10 protein-coding genes and 1 tRNA gene are annotated in these 15,110 nt (G+C 64.3%); 6 read left to right on the forward strand and 5 right to left on the reverse strand.

Annotated features, from left to right (window positions below):
• The first annotated feature begins 400 nt into the window (after window positions 1-400).
• Complete coding sequence (locus G3N93_RS01915) at window positions 401-1,231, forward strand: undecaprenyl-diphosphate phosphatase (protein ID WP_011351628.1); 831 nt, start codon at window positions 401-403, stop codon at window positions 1,229-1,231.
• A gap of 167 nt (window positions 1,232-1,398) precedes the next feature.
• A tRNA-Arg gene (locus G3N93_RS01920) sits at window positions 1,399-1,475 on the forward strand.
• Between the two features lie 157 nt (window positions 1,476-1,632).
• On the opposite strand, the gene G3N93_RS01925 is transcribed toward G3N93_RS01920, so the two are convergent.
• From G3N93_RS01925 to G3N93_RS01935, 3 genes are all read right to left on the reverse strand, one after another.
• On the reverse strand, window positions 1,633-2,790 hold the full coding sequence (locus tag G3N93_RS01925; RefSeq protein ID WP_241026366.1) for an HNH endonuclease: 1,158 nt from the start codon (window positions 2,788-2,790) through the stop codon (window positions 1,633-1,635).
• A gap of 293 nt (window positions 2,791-3,083) precedes the next feature.
• Window positions 3,084-4,901 (reverse strand): glutamine--fructose-6-phosphate transaminase (isomerizing), encoded by a 1,818-nt coding sequence (gene glmS, locus G3N93_RS01930; RefSeq protein WP_174934793.1) that lies wholly within the window; start codon window positions 4,899-4,901, stop codon window positions 3,084-3,086.
• A 48-nt stretch (window positions 4,902-4,949) separates the two neighbouring features.
• Complete coding sequence (locus G3N93_RS01935; RefSeq protein WP_174934791.1) at window positions 4,950-6,038, reverse strand: hypothetical protein; 1,089 nt, start codon at window positions 6,036-6,038, stop codon at window positions 4,950-4,952.
• A 1,330-nt stretch (window positions 6,039-7,368) separates the two neighbouring features.
• Here G3N93_RS01935 and wecB point away from each other — a divergent pair.
• Window positions 7,369-8,586 (forward strand): non-hydrolyzing UDP-N-acetylglucosamine 2-epimerase, encoded by a 1,218-nt coding sequence (wecB, locus tag G3N93_RS01940; RefSeq protein ID WP_174934789.1) that lies wholly within the window; start codon window positions 7,369-7,371, stop codon window positions 8,584-8,586.
• Window positions 8,587-8,695: 109 nt separating this feature from the next.
• On the opposite strand, the gene G3N93_RS01945 is transcribed toward wecB, so the two are convergent.
• Together G3N93_RS01945 and G3N93_RS01950 are read right to left on the reverse strand one after the other, a co-directional pair.
• The gene (locus tag G3N93_RS01945; RefSeq protein ID WP_206132194.1) at window positions 8,696-9,217 is read right to left on the reverse strand and encodes an ureidoglycolate lyase; all 522 of its coding nucleotides are present in this window, start codon (window positions 9,215-9,217) and stop codon (window positions 8,696-8,698) included.
• A 23-nt stretch (window positions 9,218-9,240) separates the two neighbouring features.
• Entirely contained in the window at window positions 9,241-10,344 is a 1,104-nt protein-coding gene (locus G3N93_RS01950; RefSeq protein ID WP_241026367.1) for a LysR family transcriptional regulator, read from the reverse strand.
• A 211-nt stretch (window positions 10,345-10,555) separates the two neighbouring features.
• Here G3N93_RS01950 and G3N93_RS01955 point away from each other — a divergent pair, with 211 nt between their 5' ends.
• The 3 genes from G3N93_RS01955 (at window position 10,556) to G3N93_RS01965 (ending at window position 15,063) form a co-directional block, all read left to right on the forward strand.
• A complete protein-coding gene (locus G3N93_RS01955) occupies window positions 10,556-11,641 on the forward strand; it encodes a branched-chain amino acid ABC transporter substrate-binding protein (RefSeq protein ID WP_241026369.1) in 1,086 nt (361 codons plus the stop codon).
• A 639-nt stretch (window positions 11,642-12,280) separates the two neighbouring features.
• Window positions 12,281-12,742: a (2Fe-2S)-binding protein gene (locus tag G3N93_RS01960; RefSeq protein ID WP_206121892.1), complete on the forward strand. Its 462-nt coding sequence runs from the start codon at window positions 12,281-12,283 to the stop codon at window positions 12,740-12,742.
• Window positions 12,739-15,063, forward strand: a complete 2,325-nt coding sequence (locus G3N93_RS01965) for a xanthine dehydrogenase family protein molybdopterin-binding subunit (protein ID WP_206132196.1) — start codon at window positions 12,739-12,741, stop codon at window positions 15,061-15,063. Before G3N93_RS01960 ends, G3N93_RS01965 begins: the two co-directional genes overlap by 4 nt.
• Window positions 15,064-15,110 lie beyond the last annotated feature (47 nt).

The following is a 15,110-nucleotide window of genomic DNA, read 5'->3' on the forward strand; positions in this document are numbered from 1 at the left end:
GGAAATCGCGAGTTTTTAAGACTGTCAACGGTCGGGATAATGCCTCTAAACCGGTGAGGTTGCCGGGTCATGACACTTCGTGGAGGGGGCCATGGATCTGGCAATGGCAATGGGTATCGCACTGTTCGGCATGTTCACAGGCAGCACGGTATTATTTTTCTATCAGCTCGGCCGCTGACGGCAATTCCTGCCGAAGTCGAAAGGCCCGCCATGCAAATGGCGGGCTTTTTGCTTTCTGACTGCTTACAAATTGCAAGCGTTTGTGTGCATTGCCGCAATATCCAGCCAAATGCCTTGGCGCAGTAATCGTGGCTCGGCATAATCGGGGCGCGTTTTTTTCGGACGCGCATCGCGTCGTCCGCTTTTCTTCCCGCTCAATCTTCACTAAAAGGACCGACGCGTGAGTCTCTGGTTTCTGGTATTCCTGAGCGTCCTGCAGGGCGTCACCGAACTCTTCCCCGTCAGCAGCCTTGGCCATACGCTGCTCGTGCCGGCGCTGTTCGGCATGCACATCGACAAGCACGCACCGCAACTGCTGCCGTTCCTCGTCGCGCTGCACCTCGGCACCGCGCTGGCGCTGCTGTGGTACTTCCGCGCACGCTGGGTCGCGCTGATCGGCGGCTTCTTCGCGCAGCTTGGCGGCCGCAAGAACGACGACGGGCACCTGATGTGGGCGCTCATCATCGGGACGATCCCGACCGGCATCGTCGGGCTGCTCCTCGAGAAGCGCATCGAACGCGTGTTCCACGACCTGCGGATCGTCGCGATCGCGCTGATCGTGAACGGCGTGCTGCTGTGGCTCGGCGATCGGATCCAGCGTAGCCGCGCACATCAGGCGCCCGAGAAAATGACGTTCAAGCAGGCGTTCTTCGTGGGTCTCGCGCAGATCGGCGCGCTGATTCCGGGTTTCTCGCGCAGCGGTCTGACGATGATCGCCGGCAATGCAGCAGGGCTGACGGCGGAGAAGGCCGCGGAATTCTCGTTCCTGCTCGGTACGCCGATCATCTTCGCGGCGGGTGTGCTCGAGCTGCCGAAGCTGTTCCATGCGCGCGACCAGCTCGCCGATGCGCTGCTCGGCGGCGTGCTGACGGCGATCGCCGCGTACCTGAGCGTGCGGTTCCTGATGCGCTACTTCGAAGGGCGTGGCCGGCTGGCTTCGTTCGGCGTGTATTGCGTGATCGCCGGCGTGTTCTGCCTCGGCTGGTTCATGCTGCATCCGCAGCCGGTTTGACGCTGGGTTGGCCGGCTCGCGTGATGTGGCGCGATGATCGGGTATAATTTCGGGCTCGGCTTCATGCCGGGCCCGTTTTGTTTCGGGGTTTCGAGTTGGGTGGTTTTGTCGTTGCTCGATGCCTTGTGTCAAATGCGGTCCGCGCCAGCCGTGTCTTTTCTCCCCGACCGCCCTTAGCTCAGTTGGATAGAGCAACGGCCTTCTAAGCCGTAGGTCACACGTTCGAATCGTGTAGGGCGGGCCAAGTCTTCCCCGTGAAATCAAGCCACTACGTCGCTTCCGGTGGCGGCATGTGTTCTGTGCAACGTTCTGAGATTGACCAAAATTTGACTGCTCTAGCGTACCCGTCCCGATGGCGTGGTGCGAACGGCTATCGGGCACGCTAAACCCGGCGGGCTAATCTATTCCCGGGCGTGCTTGCCCTGGATCTTTTCTTCGCGTTCGACGACGATATTCCTGAGTTTTTCGTTCCAACTTTGCCCATCTTCACCGCAATGAATTCTACGGTGGCAGGTTGGGCAGATCGCTCCAACATACAGAGGATGATCTAGGCCACCATCGGAAAGCCGATTGATGTGGTGTGGCTCAAGGTACGGCGTTCCGTCGCTCTTTCGGTTGAATGGCGCAGGTTCTGCGCATAGTTCGCACTTACCTTCGGCTCTTTCAAGAACGTACCGCTTAACTTTGACACTGCGTTGATAAGTTATCCGTATGGCTTCTTTGGGATCGGCGATCGCTTGTTGAATCTGACATGCCTCAATTGCGACAGTACGCAACGCGCGAAGATCCTTAGCTGATGCTGGCGAGTCGATCGCAGGCACACCGTTCTCGATCGCCGCGTCCTCGCCGAGTTCGGTGAGAAGAGTGTTTGATACGGGGAAGAGGCGAAAGATAATGACGTTTCGATCATCACCGTTCTTGTCCGGTCCACGTTCAATGAAGTGTGAGCTATAGGCGAACTCGCCGCGGTAGATACAGGGCTTTCCTTTTCCGGTGGTTTCGAAAACATGGAGCGCGCGCCCGTCATGCGCGTGCCTCGTAATCGCGAGGTTACCCCGCGTCATGACCATATCGCCGATCTGACCTTCACCGGTATAGAGGAAACAGTTCGATTCGTCGAAACGATCCGCGTAGCCGTACTGTTCGCCGGAGTCGCCGGTAAATAGAAACACTGCCTTAGACAGGCTTGACGGCGCGATGCCACTTTGTCCGCTACCGCCGTATTTACCGGTGACATCTTCGCTTCGACGATATTTCTGGCCGACAAGAAAAGTCGGAATCTCGCCAACTTGCGGCTCGGTGCCCCGGAGCCGGATGACATGAAAGCTGAGCGATTTGAGATAAGAGTTTGTCTGATGGCCGCCGGTAAATTTTGCGACCGGGACGCCGGTCGCCATCGAAACTATCTGTTTCGGTGGATAGAGTTTTCCAAGTGCCTCGATGGCAAATTTTTGACTGGCCTTGTCTTCCCAGCCTAACCATTCAGGTTGGGGCCGGAGATGTGAGTCAAATTTTGCCATCGCAGACTCGATGGCAGTTTTATCTACGAGTGGTAGCACTTGGTCTCCTGCGCTGAAATGTTCTTTGCGTACTTATTTTAAGATAAGCCGCGGCGCTGGTGATTGACCAAAATTTTTATAACGCTTCAGAACCTGACGAAAAACGATACGAAGGCGCAATCGATAGTCAGGCAAATACCACCGCAAATCATTGATTTGATTGAGCTCGCGCTCCTGTCCATTTGAAGCGTGCTTGAGCACCAAACCGTAGGTCACACGTTCGAATCGTGTAGGGCGGGCCAGCTACATCCCTCAAAGACCTTCACCAGTCCGCCCCGGGTTACCCAACCCCGTCACTCAACCGTCACCGATTTCGCCAGATTCCTCGGCTTGTCGATATCCGCGCCGCGCAAACATGCCGCGTGATACGCGAGCAACTGCAACGGCACCACATGCAGGATCGGCGACAACAGCCCGTAGTAATCCGGCATCCGCAACACCGACACGCCTTCGCTGTTGTCGATCCGCGTATCGGCATCGGCGAACACGTAAAGCTGCCCGCCGCGCGCGCGCACTTCCTGCATGTTCGACTTCAGCTTCTCGAGCAGCGCGTCGTTGGGCGCAATCGTCGCCACTGGCATCGTGTGCGTCACGAGTGCGAGCGGCCCATGCTTCAGCTCACCCGCGGGATACGCCTCCGCGTGGATATACGAAATCTCCTTCAGCTTCAGTGCACCTTCCAGCGCGATCGGGTAGTGCAGCCCGCGCCCGAGAAACAGCGCATTCTCGTGCTGCGAGAACTCCGCCGCCCAGCGCTCGATCTGCGGCTCGAGCCCGAGCACATCCTCGAGCGCGCTTGGCAGCCGCCGCAGTTGCATCGTATAGCGCGCAAGCTGCGCATCGTCGACATAGCCGCGCAGCCGCCCGAGCGTGACGGCGAGAATGAACAGCGCGACGAGCTGCGTCGTGAACGCCTTGGTCGATGCGACACCGATTTCCGGGCCGGCCCGGGTCAGGAAGCGCAGGCCGGTCTGCCGCATCATCGCGCTGGTCGGCACATTGCAGATCGCCAAGGTGTCGATATGGCCGAGCGCCTGCGCGTACTTGAGCGCGGCGAGCGTGTCGGCGGTCTCGCCGGATTGCGACACGCTCACCACCAGCGTATTCGGCATCGCGAGCGCGTCGCTGTAACGGTATTCGCTCGCGATCTCGACCTGCGCGGGCACGCGCGCGATCGTCTCGAGCCAGCGCCGCGCGGTCAGGCCGGAGTAGTGACTCGTACCGCACGCGAGAATCAGCACGTTGTCGATCTGCTCGAACGCCCGCGCGGCGTCGGGGCCGAATACGGCCGGATCGAACAGCCCCGCATCCGGGATGGTCGCGGCCACGGCCTCCGGTTGCTCGAAGATCTCCTTCTGCATGAAATGCCGGTACGGCCCGAGTTCGACCGCGGCCTGCGCGGAGGAAATGGTTTGTATCGCGCGCTCGACCGGTGCGCCGCCGCGATCGAGTACGCGCACGCCGCCCGGCGTCAACTCGACGATGTCGCCTTCCTCGAGAAAGATGAAGCGGTCGGTGATGCCCGCGAGCGCGAGTGCGTCGGAGGCGAGAAAGCATTCGCCGTCCTTCACGCCGACGACGAGCGGTGAGCCGACCTTCGCACCAATCAGCCGTTGTGGCTCGTGCTTGCTGAACACGGCGATCGCATAGGCGCCGTGAAGCTGTGAAGTCGCTGCGCGCACGGCGGCGAGCAGGTCACCGCGGTACTTGCTGTGGATCAGGTGCGCGACGACCTCGGTGTCGGTCTGGCCATCGAATTCGTAGTGCGCATCGGAAAGTTGCTTGCGCAACGTTTCGTGGTTTTCAATGATGCCGTTGTGAACGAGCGCGATTTCATCGCGCGAGAAGATCGGATGCGCGTTGCAGGTTGCCGGCGCGCCGTGCGTCGCCCAGCGCGTGTGCGCGATGCCGGTGCTGCCGGTCAGTCCGGCAGTGCGCACGTGCGCGTCGAGATCGGCGACGCGCGACACACTGCGTTCGCGACGCGCCTGGCCGTCGACGACCGTCGCCACGCCGCATGAATCGTAGCCGCGATACTCGAGGCGACGCAAACCTTCAATCAGAATCGGGACGATGTCCCGTTGCGCGACCGCGCCGACGATGCCACACATGACACGTCACCTCCCTGTTAGTCATCATGGACCGCGCGCACCATTGCGTCAGCGCGATGCGGTCGCCGTTGCCGCCGCCGTCGTGAATCCGCATCGAGCGGGTATGACGGGGTCGGCCATCCGGCTTTCGAATGCCAGATAAAGCGACTCCTCCAGTACGTTCCAGTGCGCGCCGTGCCGGTATGGGCCCGACCGGGCCTTCCAGCAGGCAACCGTGCCCCAATCGTTCATCTTGAGCGCGACCAGCGCGATCAGGCTCCACGGATAGTCGGTGTCGGCGAGTTGCGGCCAGCTCTTGCCGTACTTCCGCATCCACTGCGCGTAGATCGTCTCGCCGGATTGTTCGGGAACCTGAATACCGGACAGGAGCGGGAGGATCTGCGCGATCTTCGCCGGATAAAAGCTCGTATCGCTGACCTGTTGCGTGCTGGCGCGAAAGCCGGATTCGGTGCCGCGCCAGAAGACCTTCAGGATCGCGGATGCCAGCCGGTCGGCACGCTGGCTCCACGGCCCCGCATGCGTGTAGTCGGCGCGCCGGACGTAGTACGCCGCGAGGGCCTGGAATGCGCTGTGCACCTCGACGTTGTCCATCAGCAAGGCGACATGCAGCGATGACGAGATCTGATAGACGCCGGAGGGCTTGTCGAGCAGCGTGTCCAGATGCACGCCGGCGCGGTTCAGGCTGAGCTCCCATGCGGCGGGCAAGCCGTCGGGCGGCGCGAAGCGGGCGAGCAATTCGATCCAGGTCGCCATCATCGCGTCGTCGGTTTCCGCGTCGGCACATGCGCGGTAGCGGCCGTTCTTCACGCAGTAGCGATCGAAGCTGCCATCCGGGCGCTGGCGCGGCAGCAACCATGCGATCCACGCGAGTGCGGCCTGACGGGCGTCGAGTTGCGCGTCGGACGCGGCAAGCAGCGCCTTCGCCGCGAAATACGGGTCGATGCCGACGCCGTTCAGGCGCACGGTGATCGCACCGTCGGCGCGTTGGTACAGCCCGTTGAGGCGGAGTTCGGCGGCGCTCGCGTGCAGCGCGAAACCGCACGCGGCGATACAGCAGGCGACGTGCCACCGGCGACACAGCGCGACGGTGGCCGCTACGCGCGAGCGTACGGTCGGGCAAAGCGCGGGCCGATTCATGGTCTTGGGCTCCTGCGCGGCGGTCCTGTGCAATCGTCGCCGGGCGCGGCGTTGGCCGCGTCGCGCCTGGCGAGCGTGTCGACGTTGGGGCTCGGTTCACCGTGGCGAGGGTGAACCCGAGGCTGGTACCGATATTTGCGTTCACGGGCCGGTTCTTTACTCTGGAGCCGGAACCAGGCGCGTAGATCGCGCGTACTTCAACAGGGCACGTCGGCACGTTCGGCACGCAGGAGCGCTTGTCTTTCGCTCCGGGCGCACGCGTCGCGTTTCCTTCCTGTCTTGTTGCTGCGTGGGCGTCCCCGTTCGTCCGCTGCCGGGCGAGTGCTCCGGGGCACACCTGACTGTCATTAAGCAAGGCGTGAGCCATCGGCCGCGATGCCGCGCGCAGCAAGGGGCGGGGGTGGAGGGTGGGCGCGTGGCGCGAGCGACGGTGGCGAATTTTGATTCATCGAAGAATCAGCGTGCGCGCAGGCCGAATGCCCGCGCGCGATCGGCGTCGCAGCCCGTACGCGTCGTGCGTCGAGCGAATTGTCTGCCGAACCTGTGCCGCCTTGACGGCACGACGTTGCACGGAGATGCGCATCGCGTCGTTCGTTGCGTGTGCATCGGCCGGATTGCCGGAGTGCTCGACGAGAGCAGGTGCGCTGCATGGGCCGGACTCCGATGCAAGCACCCCGTTCCGGACCCGCGTTACACATTCGCAACATTTCCCGCCCCGTTGATTCGTGCGACGTGAATGACGTTGCGTGTCGGGTTGATCCCTCGTGCGCAACCGTGGCCACGCGTTCGATCGTGCGGCCGACTGCACAGACAAAAGTGGCGGATCAAGGAAGCGCAACGCGCTTCGACAGATACGAGCGATTCGATGCGCAATGGACGCTCGACATGCGTTCGAGATTCGTCGGACGACGTCGTCGGAGGGGCCGTGCAACTGCCCCGATGTTTGCCTGTATCGCGCCTGATTGGCGCTGAGACACGCGTAGCAGTTGTGAAACATTCCGTCGCGCACCGCGTGTGCGTGGTGCATGCAGTGTGAACCGGGCACGGTCGCAGGGCGGCTGGTTTGAATATTGCTGTAGAGGAAAAGACGTGACGAACAGACGTGACGCCTGGCCAAGCGAGGAACGACTCATGACGTGACAGATCAAGTGCAACGGGACGCCGGTAGTACGACGATTCGCGCGGCGTAGACCGCGTGAACCGGGCGGCGCGCTCGCTCCGCGACACCCCATCGTGTCGACCGCGTGCGAGTACGGGAGGTGCCGCCTGAATACATGCTTCGCGCCACGAGCAGGGTCATTCAGCGCGAAATGGCTCAACGAGGATAACGATGAAAAAGATTTTGCTTGTGTTCGGGACTCGGCCCGAGGCCATCAAGATGGCACCGCTGGTGCGTGCCTTGAAGGCGCAAGCGGGTGTCGACGCCAGGGTATGCGTGACCGCGCAGCATCGCGAAATGCTCGATCAGGTGCTGACGCTATTCGACATCAAGCCCGACTACGACCTCAACGTGATGCGCCAAAGCCAGACGTTGACCGACGTGACGACGGGGATTCTGCAGGCAATCGGCATCGTCTTCGACGAATTGCGTCCGGACGTCGTGCTGGTACACGGCGATACGACGACCACGCTCGCGGTCAGTCTTGCTGCGTTCTACCGCTATTTGCCGGTCGGGCATGTCGAGGCCGGCTTGCGCAGCGGCGACATCTGGTCGCCGTGGCCGGAGGAGTTGAACCGCCGCGTGACCGACGCGGTGTCGTCGTGGCATTTCGCGCCGACCGGGCAGGCACGCGACAACCTGCTCAGCGAGGGCGTGCCGGGCGGGGCGGTCGTGCTGACGGGCAACACCGTGATCGATGCGCTGCACGAGGTCAAGCGCATGCTGGACTGCACCGGCGCGCTGACGGAAAAGGTCGCCGAACAGTTTCCATTTCTCGAACCGTCGCGGCGCGTGGTGCTGATCACCGGGCATCGACGAGAAAGTTTCGGCGAACCGTTCCAGAATTTCTGCGACGCACTGTGCACGCTCGCGAATCGCTATCCCGACGCGCAGTTCGTCTATCCGCTGCACATGAATCCGAACGTTCGGGAGCCGGCGCGCGCACGGCTCGGCCACCTGTCGAACATCTACCTGATCGAGCCGCAGGAGTATCTGTCGTTCGTATTCCTGATGTCGCGTGCGCATTTCATCATCACCGATTCGGGCGGCATTCAGGAGGAAGGGCCGGCGCTGGGCAAGCCGGTACTGGTTACGCGCGAGACGACGGAGCGGCCGGAGGCGATCCAGGCGGGCACCGCGCGGCTCGTCGGCACCGACCAGGAACGGATCGTGTGGGAGGCGTCACGGCTGTTCGACAGCGAGAGCGCGTACGGGGAAATGGCGCGCGCGAGCAATCCGTATGGCGACGGTCATGCGAGCGAGCGGATCGTTCACGCGCTGATGCGCAATCCGGGAGTGCCGTCGAAGGCGACGAGCTTCTCGATGGGGGCGTCGGAGATGCCGTTCAACCCGCTCACGCTGGGGTTGCAGGCGTTGAGGTCGCGGTGAGCGCCCGATTGCGTGAAACACCTGCGCTCGGCTTCGACGCCACGTGAAGCCGACGGTGTTTCACGCGTGATTCATCGGGCACGGCGGTGCGGGACGGACGAAGCCGGACTCAATCGATCCGGTGCGTTTCGATCGCGCCTATCCGGCTTTCGCGTGCCGGCGCGCCGGTGCGCAGATGAATGACGAGATCGCGAGTCGTCGATGCGCGGGTCAACATCAGGCAGGTGACTTCGGGCTGCGCCACGCGCGTTGCATGCCACGTGCGCGGGTGCATCACGAGCCCTTGTCCCGGGTCGATGCGGAACGCGCGCATGGTCGACAGGTCCGGCGTATTGTCGGGCGTCGAACAGGCGACGACATGAACGATCGAACCGGTCAGCGGGACGATCGCCTGCTCGGTCAGGTCGTGTGCTTCGAGCGTGCTGACGCTCATGTCGCGATTGCGATAGCGGACCCACAGAATTTCAGCCGTGTCCGGCGTGCCCGGATCGAAAAGATGTTCGCGCCAGAAATCGGACGGTGGACTGAAGAACGCGGATGCATCGTCATCGGTTCTCGGCGGCTTGCCGAGCATCGTGCCGTAGGGCGAGCAGGCGTCCGCTGTTAACGGCTGAATCGAAATGATCGGCATGGCGCAGAGGGGTGTCGTCGGGATCAGGTGTTTGAAGGGGGCGCGTTGACGGTTTCCGGAAGCAGCGCGAATTGCGGTCCGTTCACGAGCGCGAAGTTGAGCATGACGGCGAGTGCGAGTTGCGCGATCGACTCGGGCAGCAGGCTGTCCGGATTGCGCCGGTAGGCGGCGATCAGCGGCAAGGCCGGCACGCGATGGGTGACTTTCAGCATTTGCAGTCGGGCGTCGGCCAGCTCCTTCATCACGAAGGCACTCGGCAGCACGGCGATACCGAAGCCGTCGATCACCATGTGGATGATGGCGGCGACCGACGACATGCAGTTGATCTGGGCCGTCGGTTCGCCGACCGATTCGAACAGGTCGACGAGGAAGGTGTGCGGCAGCGAGTGGCGCGCGAACCCGATGATCGGGAAGGCGGCGAGCTCCGCTTCCGACAGCGCCTCGTCCGAGATGTTGAGGGACGGGCTGGCGATCCAGCACATCGGCAGGCTGCCGAGCGCAATGCTCGACGTCTCCGTGCCGGACGTCACGGTGGTCTGCAGCGCCACGTCGATGTGGCCGCTGGCCAGCTGGGCAACGAGATGCGATGAGGTGTCGCCGGTCAGTTCGATGGCGAGATTCGGATACGCGTCGCGTACGCGCTTCAGGAGTTCCGGCAGCCACGTGTGAATGATCGATTCCACGGCGCCGAGCCTCAGCAACCCGGAAATCTTCGAGCGGTCGCCGACGCTGTCGAGCATCAGCTGGTTCAGCTTGAGTATCTGTTCCGCAAAAGGGAGCGCTTTCGTGCCGACCTGGGTCAGCGTGACTTCACGCGGCCCGCGGTCGAACAGCCGCACGCCCATTTCCTGTTCGAGTGCGGAAATGCGGCTCGATATCGCCGCCTGGGTCGCGTGCATGCGTTCGGCAGTCAGGCGGAAGTTGCGCAAACGGGCCAGCCAGACGAAGGTCTCGAGAAAACGCACGTTCATGTCGCGTGACCCAATTTTTGCAAGATTGAGCGGCAGTTTAGCGCGGCACGCCAGCCGTCGCGGCAGAAAAGCCTCGTGGTTTACGCGGGAAAATCCGGACGAGCATGGGCGCTTTCGTTGCCGCGCGCGGTTCGATGGCCGGCCCGCGCGCGGCATGCGGTGCGATAAGTTTTATTTGTCGGCGGCGAACGGAATTTGTCGTTGGACGCGGAATTTCGGCGATTGAACACTGGTTCGCATGCAGTCGCACGGTCGTGAATCGACGAGGCTGCACCGTTCGTTCATTTCGATCACGGAGCCGCCAGTGAAGCCCATCTCTCCCCGCATGCCGCTCGTCGGCGCAACCGTCGTGCTGGTCGCGGCAAGCATGCAGGCCCGTGCGGACAGTCCGTCCGTCGTGCTCATCGGGCATGCCGCGCCGCTCACCGGGCAACTGGCGAACATGGGCAAGGACAGCGAGAATGCCGCGCGTCTTGCCATCGAGGAAATCAACAGCCGGCAGCCGGTCGTCGGCGGCAAACCCGTGCGTTTCCAGCTCGATTCGCAGGACGACGCGGCGGATCCGCGTACCGGCACGCAGGTGGCGCAGAAGCTGGTGGACGACGGCGTCGTCGCGGTTGTCGGCGACATCAATTCGGGCGTGTCGATTCCGGCCTCCCGGATCTACAACGACGCGCACGTCACGCAGATATCGCAGGGATCGACGAACCCGGTGTTCACGCAGCAGGGCTATCGAACCACCTATCGCCTGGTCGCGACGGACGCGATGCAGGGGCCGGCGCTGGCGCGATACGCGATCACGACACTCGGCGCAAAGCGCGTCGCCGTCATCGACGATTCGACCGCGTACGGCCAGGGGCTCGCGAACGAGTTCGAGAAGGCCGCGAAGGCGTCGGGTGCCCAGGTCGTCACGCGAGAGGCCACGAACGACAAGGCGATCGACTTTCGCGCCATCCTCACCAAGATCAAGGGCCTGCAGCCCGACGTGATCATGTACGGGGGCTCGGACGCGACCGCCGGCCCGCTGGTGAAGCAGGCGGCGAATATGGGGATTCGGGCGCGCGTGCTGGGCGGAGACGGGGCGTGCACCGACAAGATGATCGGGCTGGCAGGCGACGCGATCGACAACCTGGTCTGCTCGGAGGCCGGTCTTGCCCTGTCGAAGATGCCGAAGGGGCAGGATTTCAACAATCGGTACGTAGCCCGCTACAACGCGCAGATCGATGCGTACGCGCCGTTTGCCTACGATGCCGTGTACGTCATCTACGATGCGATCAAGCGTGCCGGGACGACCGACCGGGCGAAAGTGCTCGCGGCGATGCCCGCCACGCAGTATGACGGCGTGACCGGGCGGATTGCGTTCGATTCGCACGGCGACCTGAAGAATGCCGCGATCACGATCTATCGCTTCAAGGACCGCAAGAAGGCGGTAGCGGACGTGGTCCGGATGTAACGAAGCGCCGCCGCGGCCCCGCCGTGCGTTGATTCGCGGGACTTCCCGTTCCGGCGTGGCGCTCGATCCCCTTGGGTACGCGCCACGTCGCTCGTGGGTGACGCGGCGGCATCGCGCCCTCATCGCTCGCCGGGACCGGCGTGTCAGTCGGTCCCGGTCGCATGACGCACGTCATGCGTCATCGATTCCCTTCCTCCTTTCCCCCGGTTCGCTACGTCCGTGCCGATCTGCGCCGCCGGCGCAAAACCGCCACACATCAGTTAGAGTTGGAGCCCGGGCCATTCCGCATACGATTCTGGCTCCGCTGAGCAATGTCGAAGCCGCCGGGGCCGAACCTGGCACGCAGGTGCCGCGATCCGGGTCGCCGTTTCTGGCAGTCCCGACATGCTCGCGTTGCCTGAGTGACGGTTTGCGTGGGGCAGAATCCCGGCTGGTGCGGGTCCGCCATCAATCCGGATCGCATGCCCGATAGCCATCCTCAGCCAGCCGCACCGATAACCACGCATCGACCGCTGGTCCTGCCGGCGGAGCAGTCCACGAGACGGCACCGGGCCGGCGCAGCCGAGCGCGCCCGCTGCCGATCGAATTCCCACCCGGCACCCGTGGTGCGATGCGGGCGCCTCGACCAGGAGGTGAACGATGATCACGCTGACCATCAACGGTAGCGAGCAGCACTTCGACGGCAATCCCGACATGCCGTTGCTCTGGTATCTGCGCGATGTCCTCGGCCACACCGGCACCAAGTTCGGCTGCGGCATGGCACTCTGCGGCGCGTGCACCGTGCACCTCGACGGCGTTGCGATCCGGTCGTGCATCACCCCGGTCGCGGCCGCTTCCGGCAAGCGCGTGACGACGATCGAGGGCCTGTCGACTGACGTCGATCATCCGCTGCAGCAGGCCTGGCAGGAACTGAACGTCGCGCAGTGCGGCTACTGCCAGTCCGGGCAGATCATGCAGGCCGCGTCGTTGCTGAAGACGAATCCCCATCCGACCGACGCCGACATCGACGATGCGATGTCCGGCAACATCTGTCGCTGCGGCACCTATACGCGCATTCGCGCGGCAATCCGCCTGGCCGTGCGCCGCGGAGGTGCCGCATGAGCGCGCCCGAACTCTCCGTCCATAACGAAAGTCGCCGCGCGTTGCTGCTCGGCTTCGCGTCCGGCGGGCTGCTGCTCGCGTTCGGCGTGCCGTCGCTCGTGCGCGCAGCCGTGCCGGTGCAGCCGCCCGTCAGCGCGAATCCGCAGTATGGCGGCGCGGGGATGCCGCACGGGTTGCGCGACGATCCGCACCTGTTCGTCGCGATCGCGCCGGACGGCACGGTCACCGTGACCTGCATCCGCTCCGAGATGGGGCAGGGTGTGCGCACGAGCGTCGCGCTCGTGGTGGCGGACGAGCTGGGCGCGGACTGGGCGCGCGTGAAGGTTGCGCAGGCCGTCGGCGACGAACCGCGCTACGGCAACCAGAACACCGACGGATCGCGCAGCCTGCGTCAGAGCTTTGCCGCGTTGCGGCGCGCCGGCGCGGCCGCGCGCACGATGCTCGAACAGGCGGCCGCCGCGGCGTGGGGTGTCGATGCGCGTCAGGTCAAGGCGACGGTGCATGAGGTCGTCGACACGAAGAGCGGGCGCAAGCTCGGCTTCGGCGAACTGGCGGCGAAAGCGGCTGCGCTGCCGACGCCGGATCCGGCAACGGTGGCGCTGAATGCGCCGGCCGAATTCCGCTATATCGGCAAGGGCGAAACGGCGCTGATCGACGGACGCGATATCGTCGGCGGCCGCGCGCACTACGGGATCGACACGCGGCTCGACGGGATGCTGTATGCGGTCGTCGCGCGACCGCCGGCCTACGGAGACACGGTAGCGTCGTTCGACGCATCGACCGTGGAGAAGCTGCCGGGTGTCGTCAAGGTCGTGCAGCTCGCGCCAACACCGCTGCCGTCCGGCTTCCAGCCGCTCGGCGGCGTAGCCGTCGTCGCGCGCGATACGTGGACGGCGATCCAGGCGCGCGCGCAGCTGAAGATCGACTGGAAGCGCGGGCCCAATGCGAACTACGACTCGGCCGCCTATCGCAAGACGCTCGAAGCGGCTGCCGCGCAACCGGGCGACGTGATCCGCAACGATGGCGATGCGGCGGCAGCGCTGGCCGGCGCCGCGAAGCGCGTGCGCGCGACGTACTACATCCCGCATCTCGCGCACGCGACGATGGAGCCGCCCGCGGCCGTCGCGCGCGTGGCGGACGGCCGCTGCGAAGTGTGGACCTGCACGCAGGCGCCGCAGACCACGCGCGACGAGGTCGCGAAAGCGCTCGGGTTGCCGACGGAGCGCGTGACGGTCAGCGTGACGCTGCTCGGCGGCGGTTTCGGCCGCAAGTCGAAGCCCGACTATGTGGTGGAGGCGGCGCTGCTGTCGAAGGCGGTCGGCGCGCCCGTCAAGCTGACATTCACGCGCGAGGACGATATCGCGCACGACTATTTCCACGCGGTGTCGCTCGAGGCGTTCGACGGCGGGATCGATGCATCGGGGAAAGTGGTCGCGTGGCAGCATCGCACGGTCGCGCCGTCGATCCAGTCGACGTTCCGGGCCGGCGTCGTGCATGAGCAGCCGGGCGAGCTTGCGCAGGGGATCGCGGATCTGCCGTTCGCGATTCCGAACGTACGGATCGAGAATCCGGCCGCGGAAGCGCATACGCGGATCGGCTGGTTCCGCTCGGTCTACAACATCCCGCATGCGTTCGGCATCCAGAGCTTCGTGTCGGAGCTGGCGCACGCGGCCGGTCGCGATCCGAAGGATTTCCTGCTCGAACTGATCGGGCCCGCGCGGCGTTTCGAGCCGCACATCACCGTGAAGAACGTGAACTACGGCGAGGATCCGGCGCTGTATCCGGTCGATACGGGCCGGCTGCGGCGCGTGGTCGAGACGGTCGCGCGCGAAGCCGGCTGGGGGCGCACGCTGCCGAAGGGGCACGGGCTCGGGATCGCCGCGCATCGCAGCTTCGTGTCATACACGGCGGCGGTGTGCGAGGTGCAGGTCGATGCCGACGGCAGGATCACGGTGCCGCGAGTCGACATCGCGATCGACTGCGGGCCGCAGGTCAATCCGGAGCGGGTACGCTCGCAGCTCGAGGGCGCGGTGGTGATGGGGCTCGGCATCTCGCTGCACGGCGAGATCACGTTCAAGGACGGCCATCCTGAGCAGAGCAACTTCAACGGCTTCCAGGTACTGCGCATGAACGAAGCGCCGCGCGAAATCCGCGTGCATCTCGTCGCGCCGGACGATTTTGCAACACCGCTCGGCGGCGTGGGCGAGCCGGGCCTGCCGCCCGTTGCGCCGGCGCTGACCAATGCGATCTTCGCGGCGACCGGCACGCGCATCCGCAGCCTGCCGGTTGCCGATCAGCTCGCGAAGCCCCGCGCGGGGTGACACAATCCCCAGGCCGGGCCGCATCGTGCGGCCCGGTACGCATCCAT

The sequence above is a fragment of the Burkholderia sp. Se-20378 genome (assembly GCF_017104665.1).
GTDB lineage: Bacteria > Pseudomonadota > Gammaproteobacteria > Burkholderiales > Burkholderiaceae > Burkholderia > Burkholderia lata.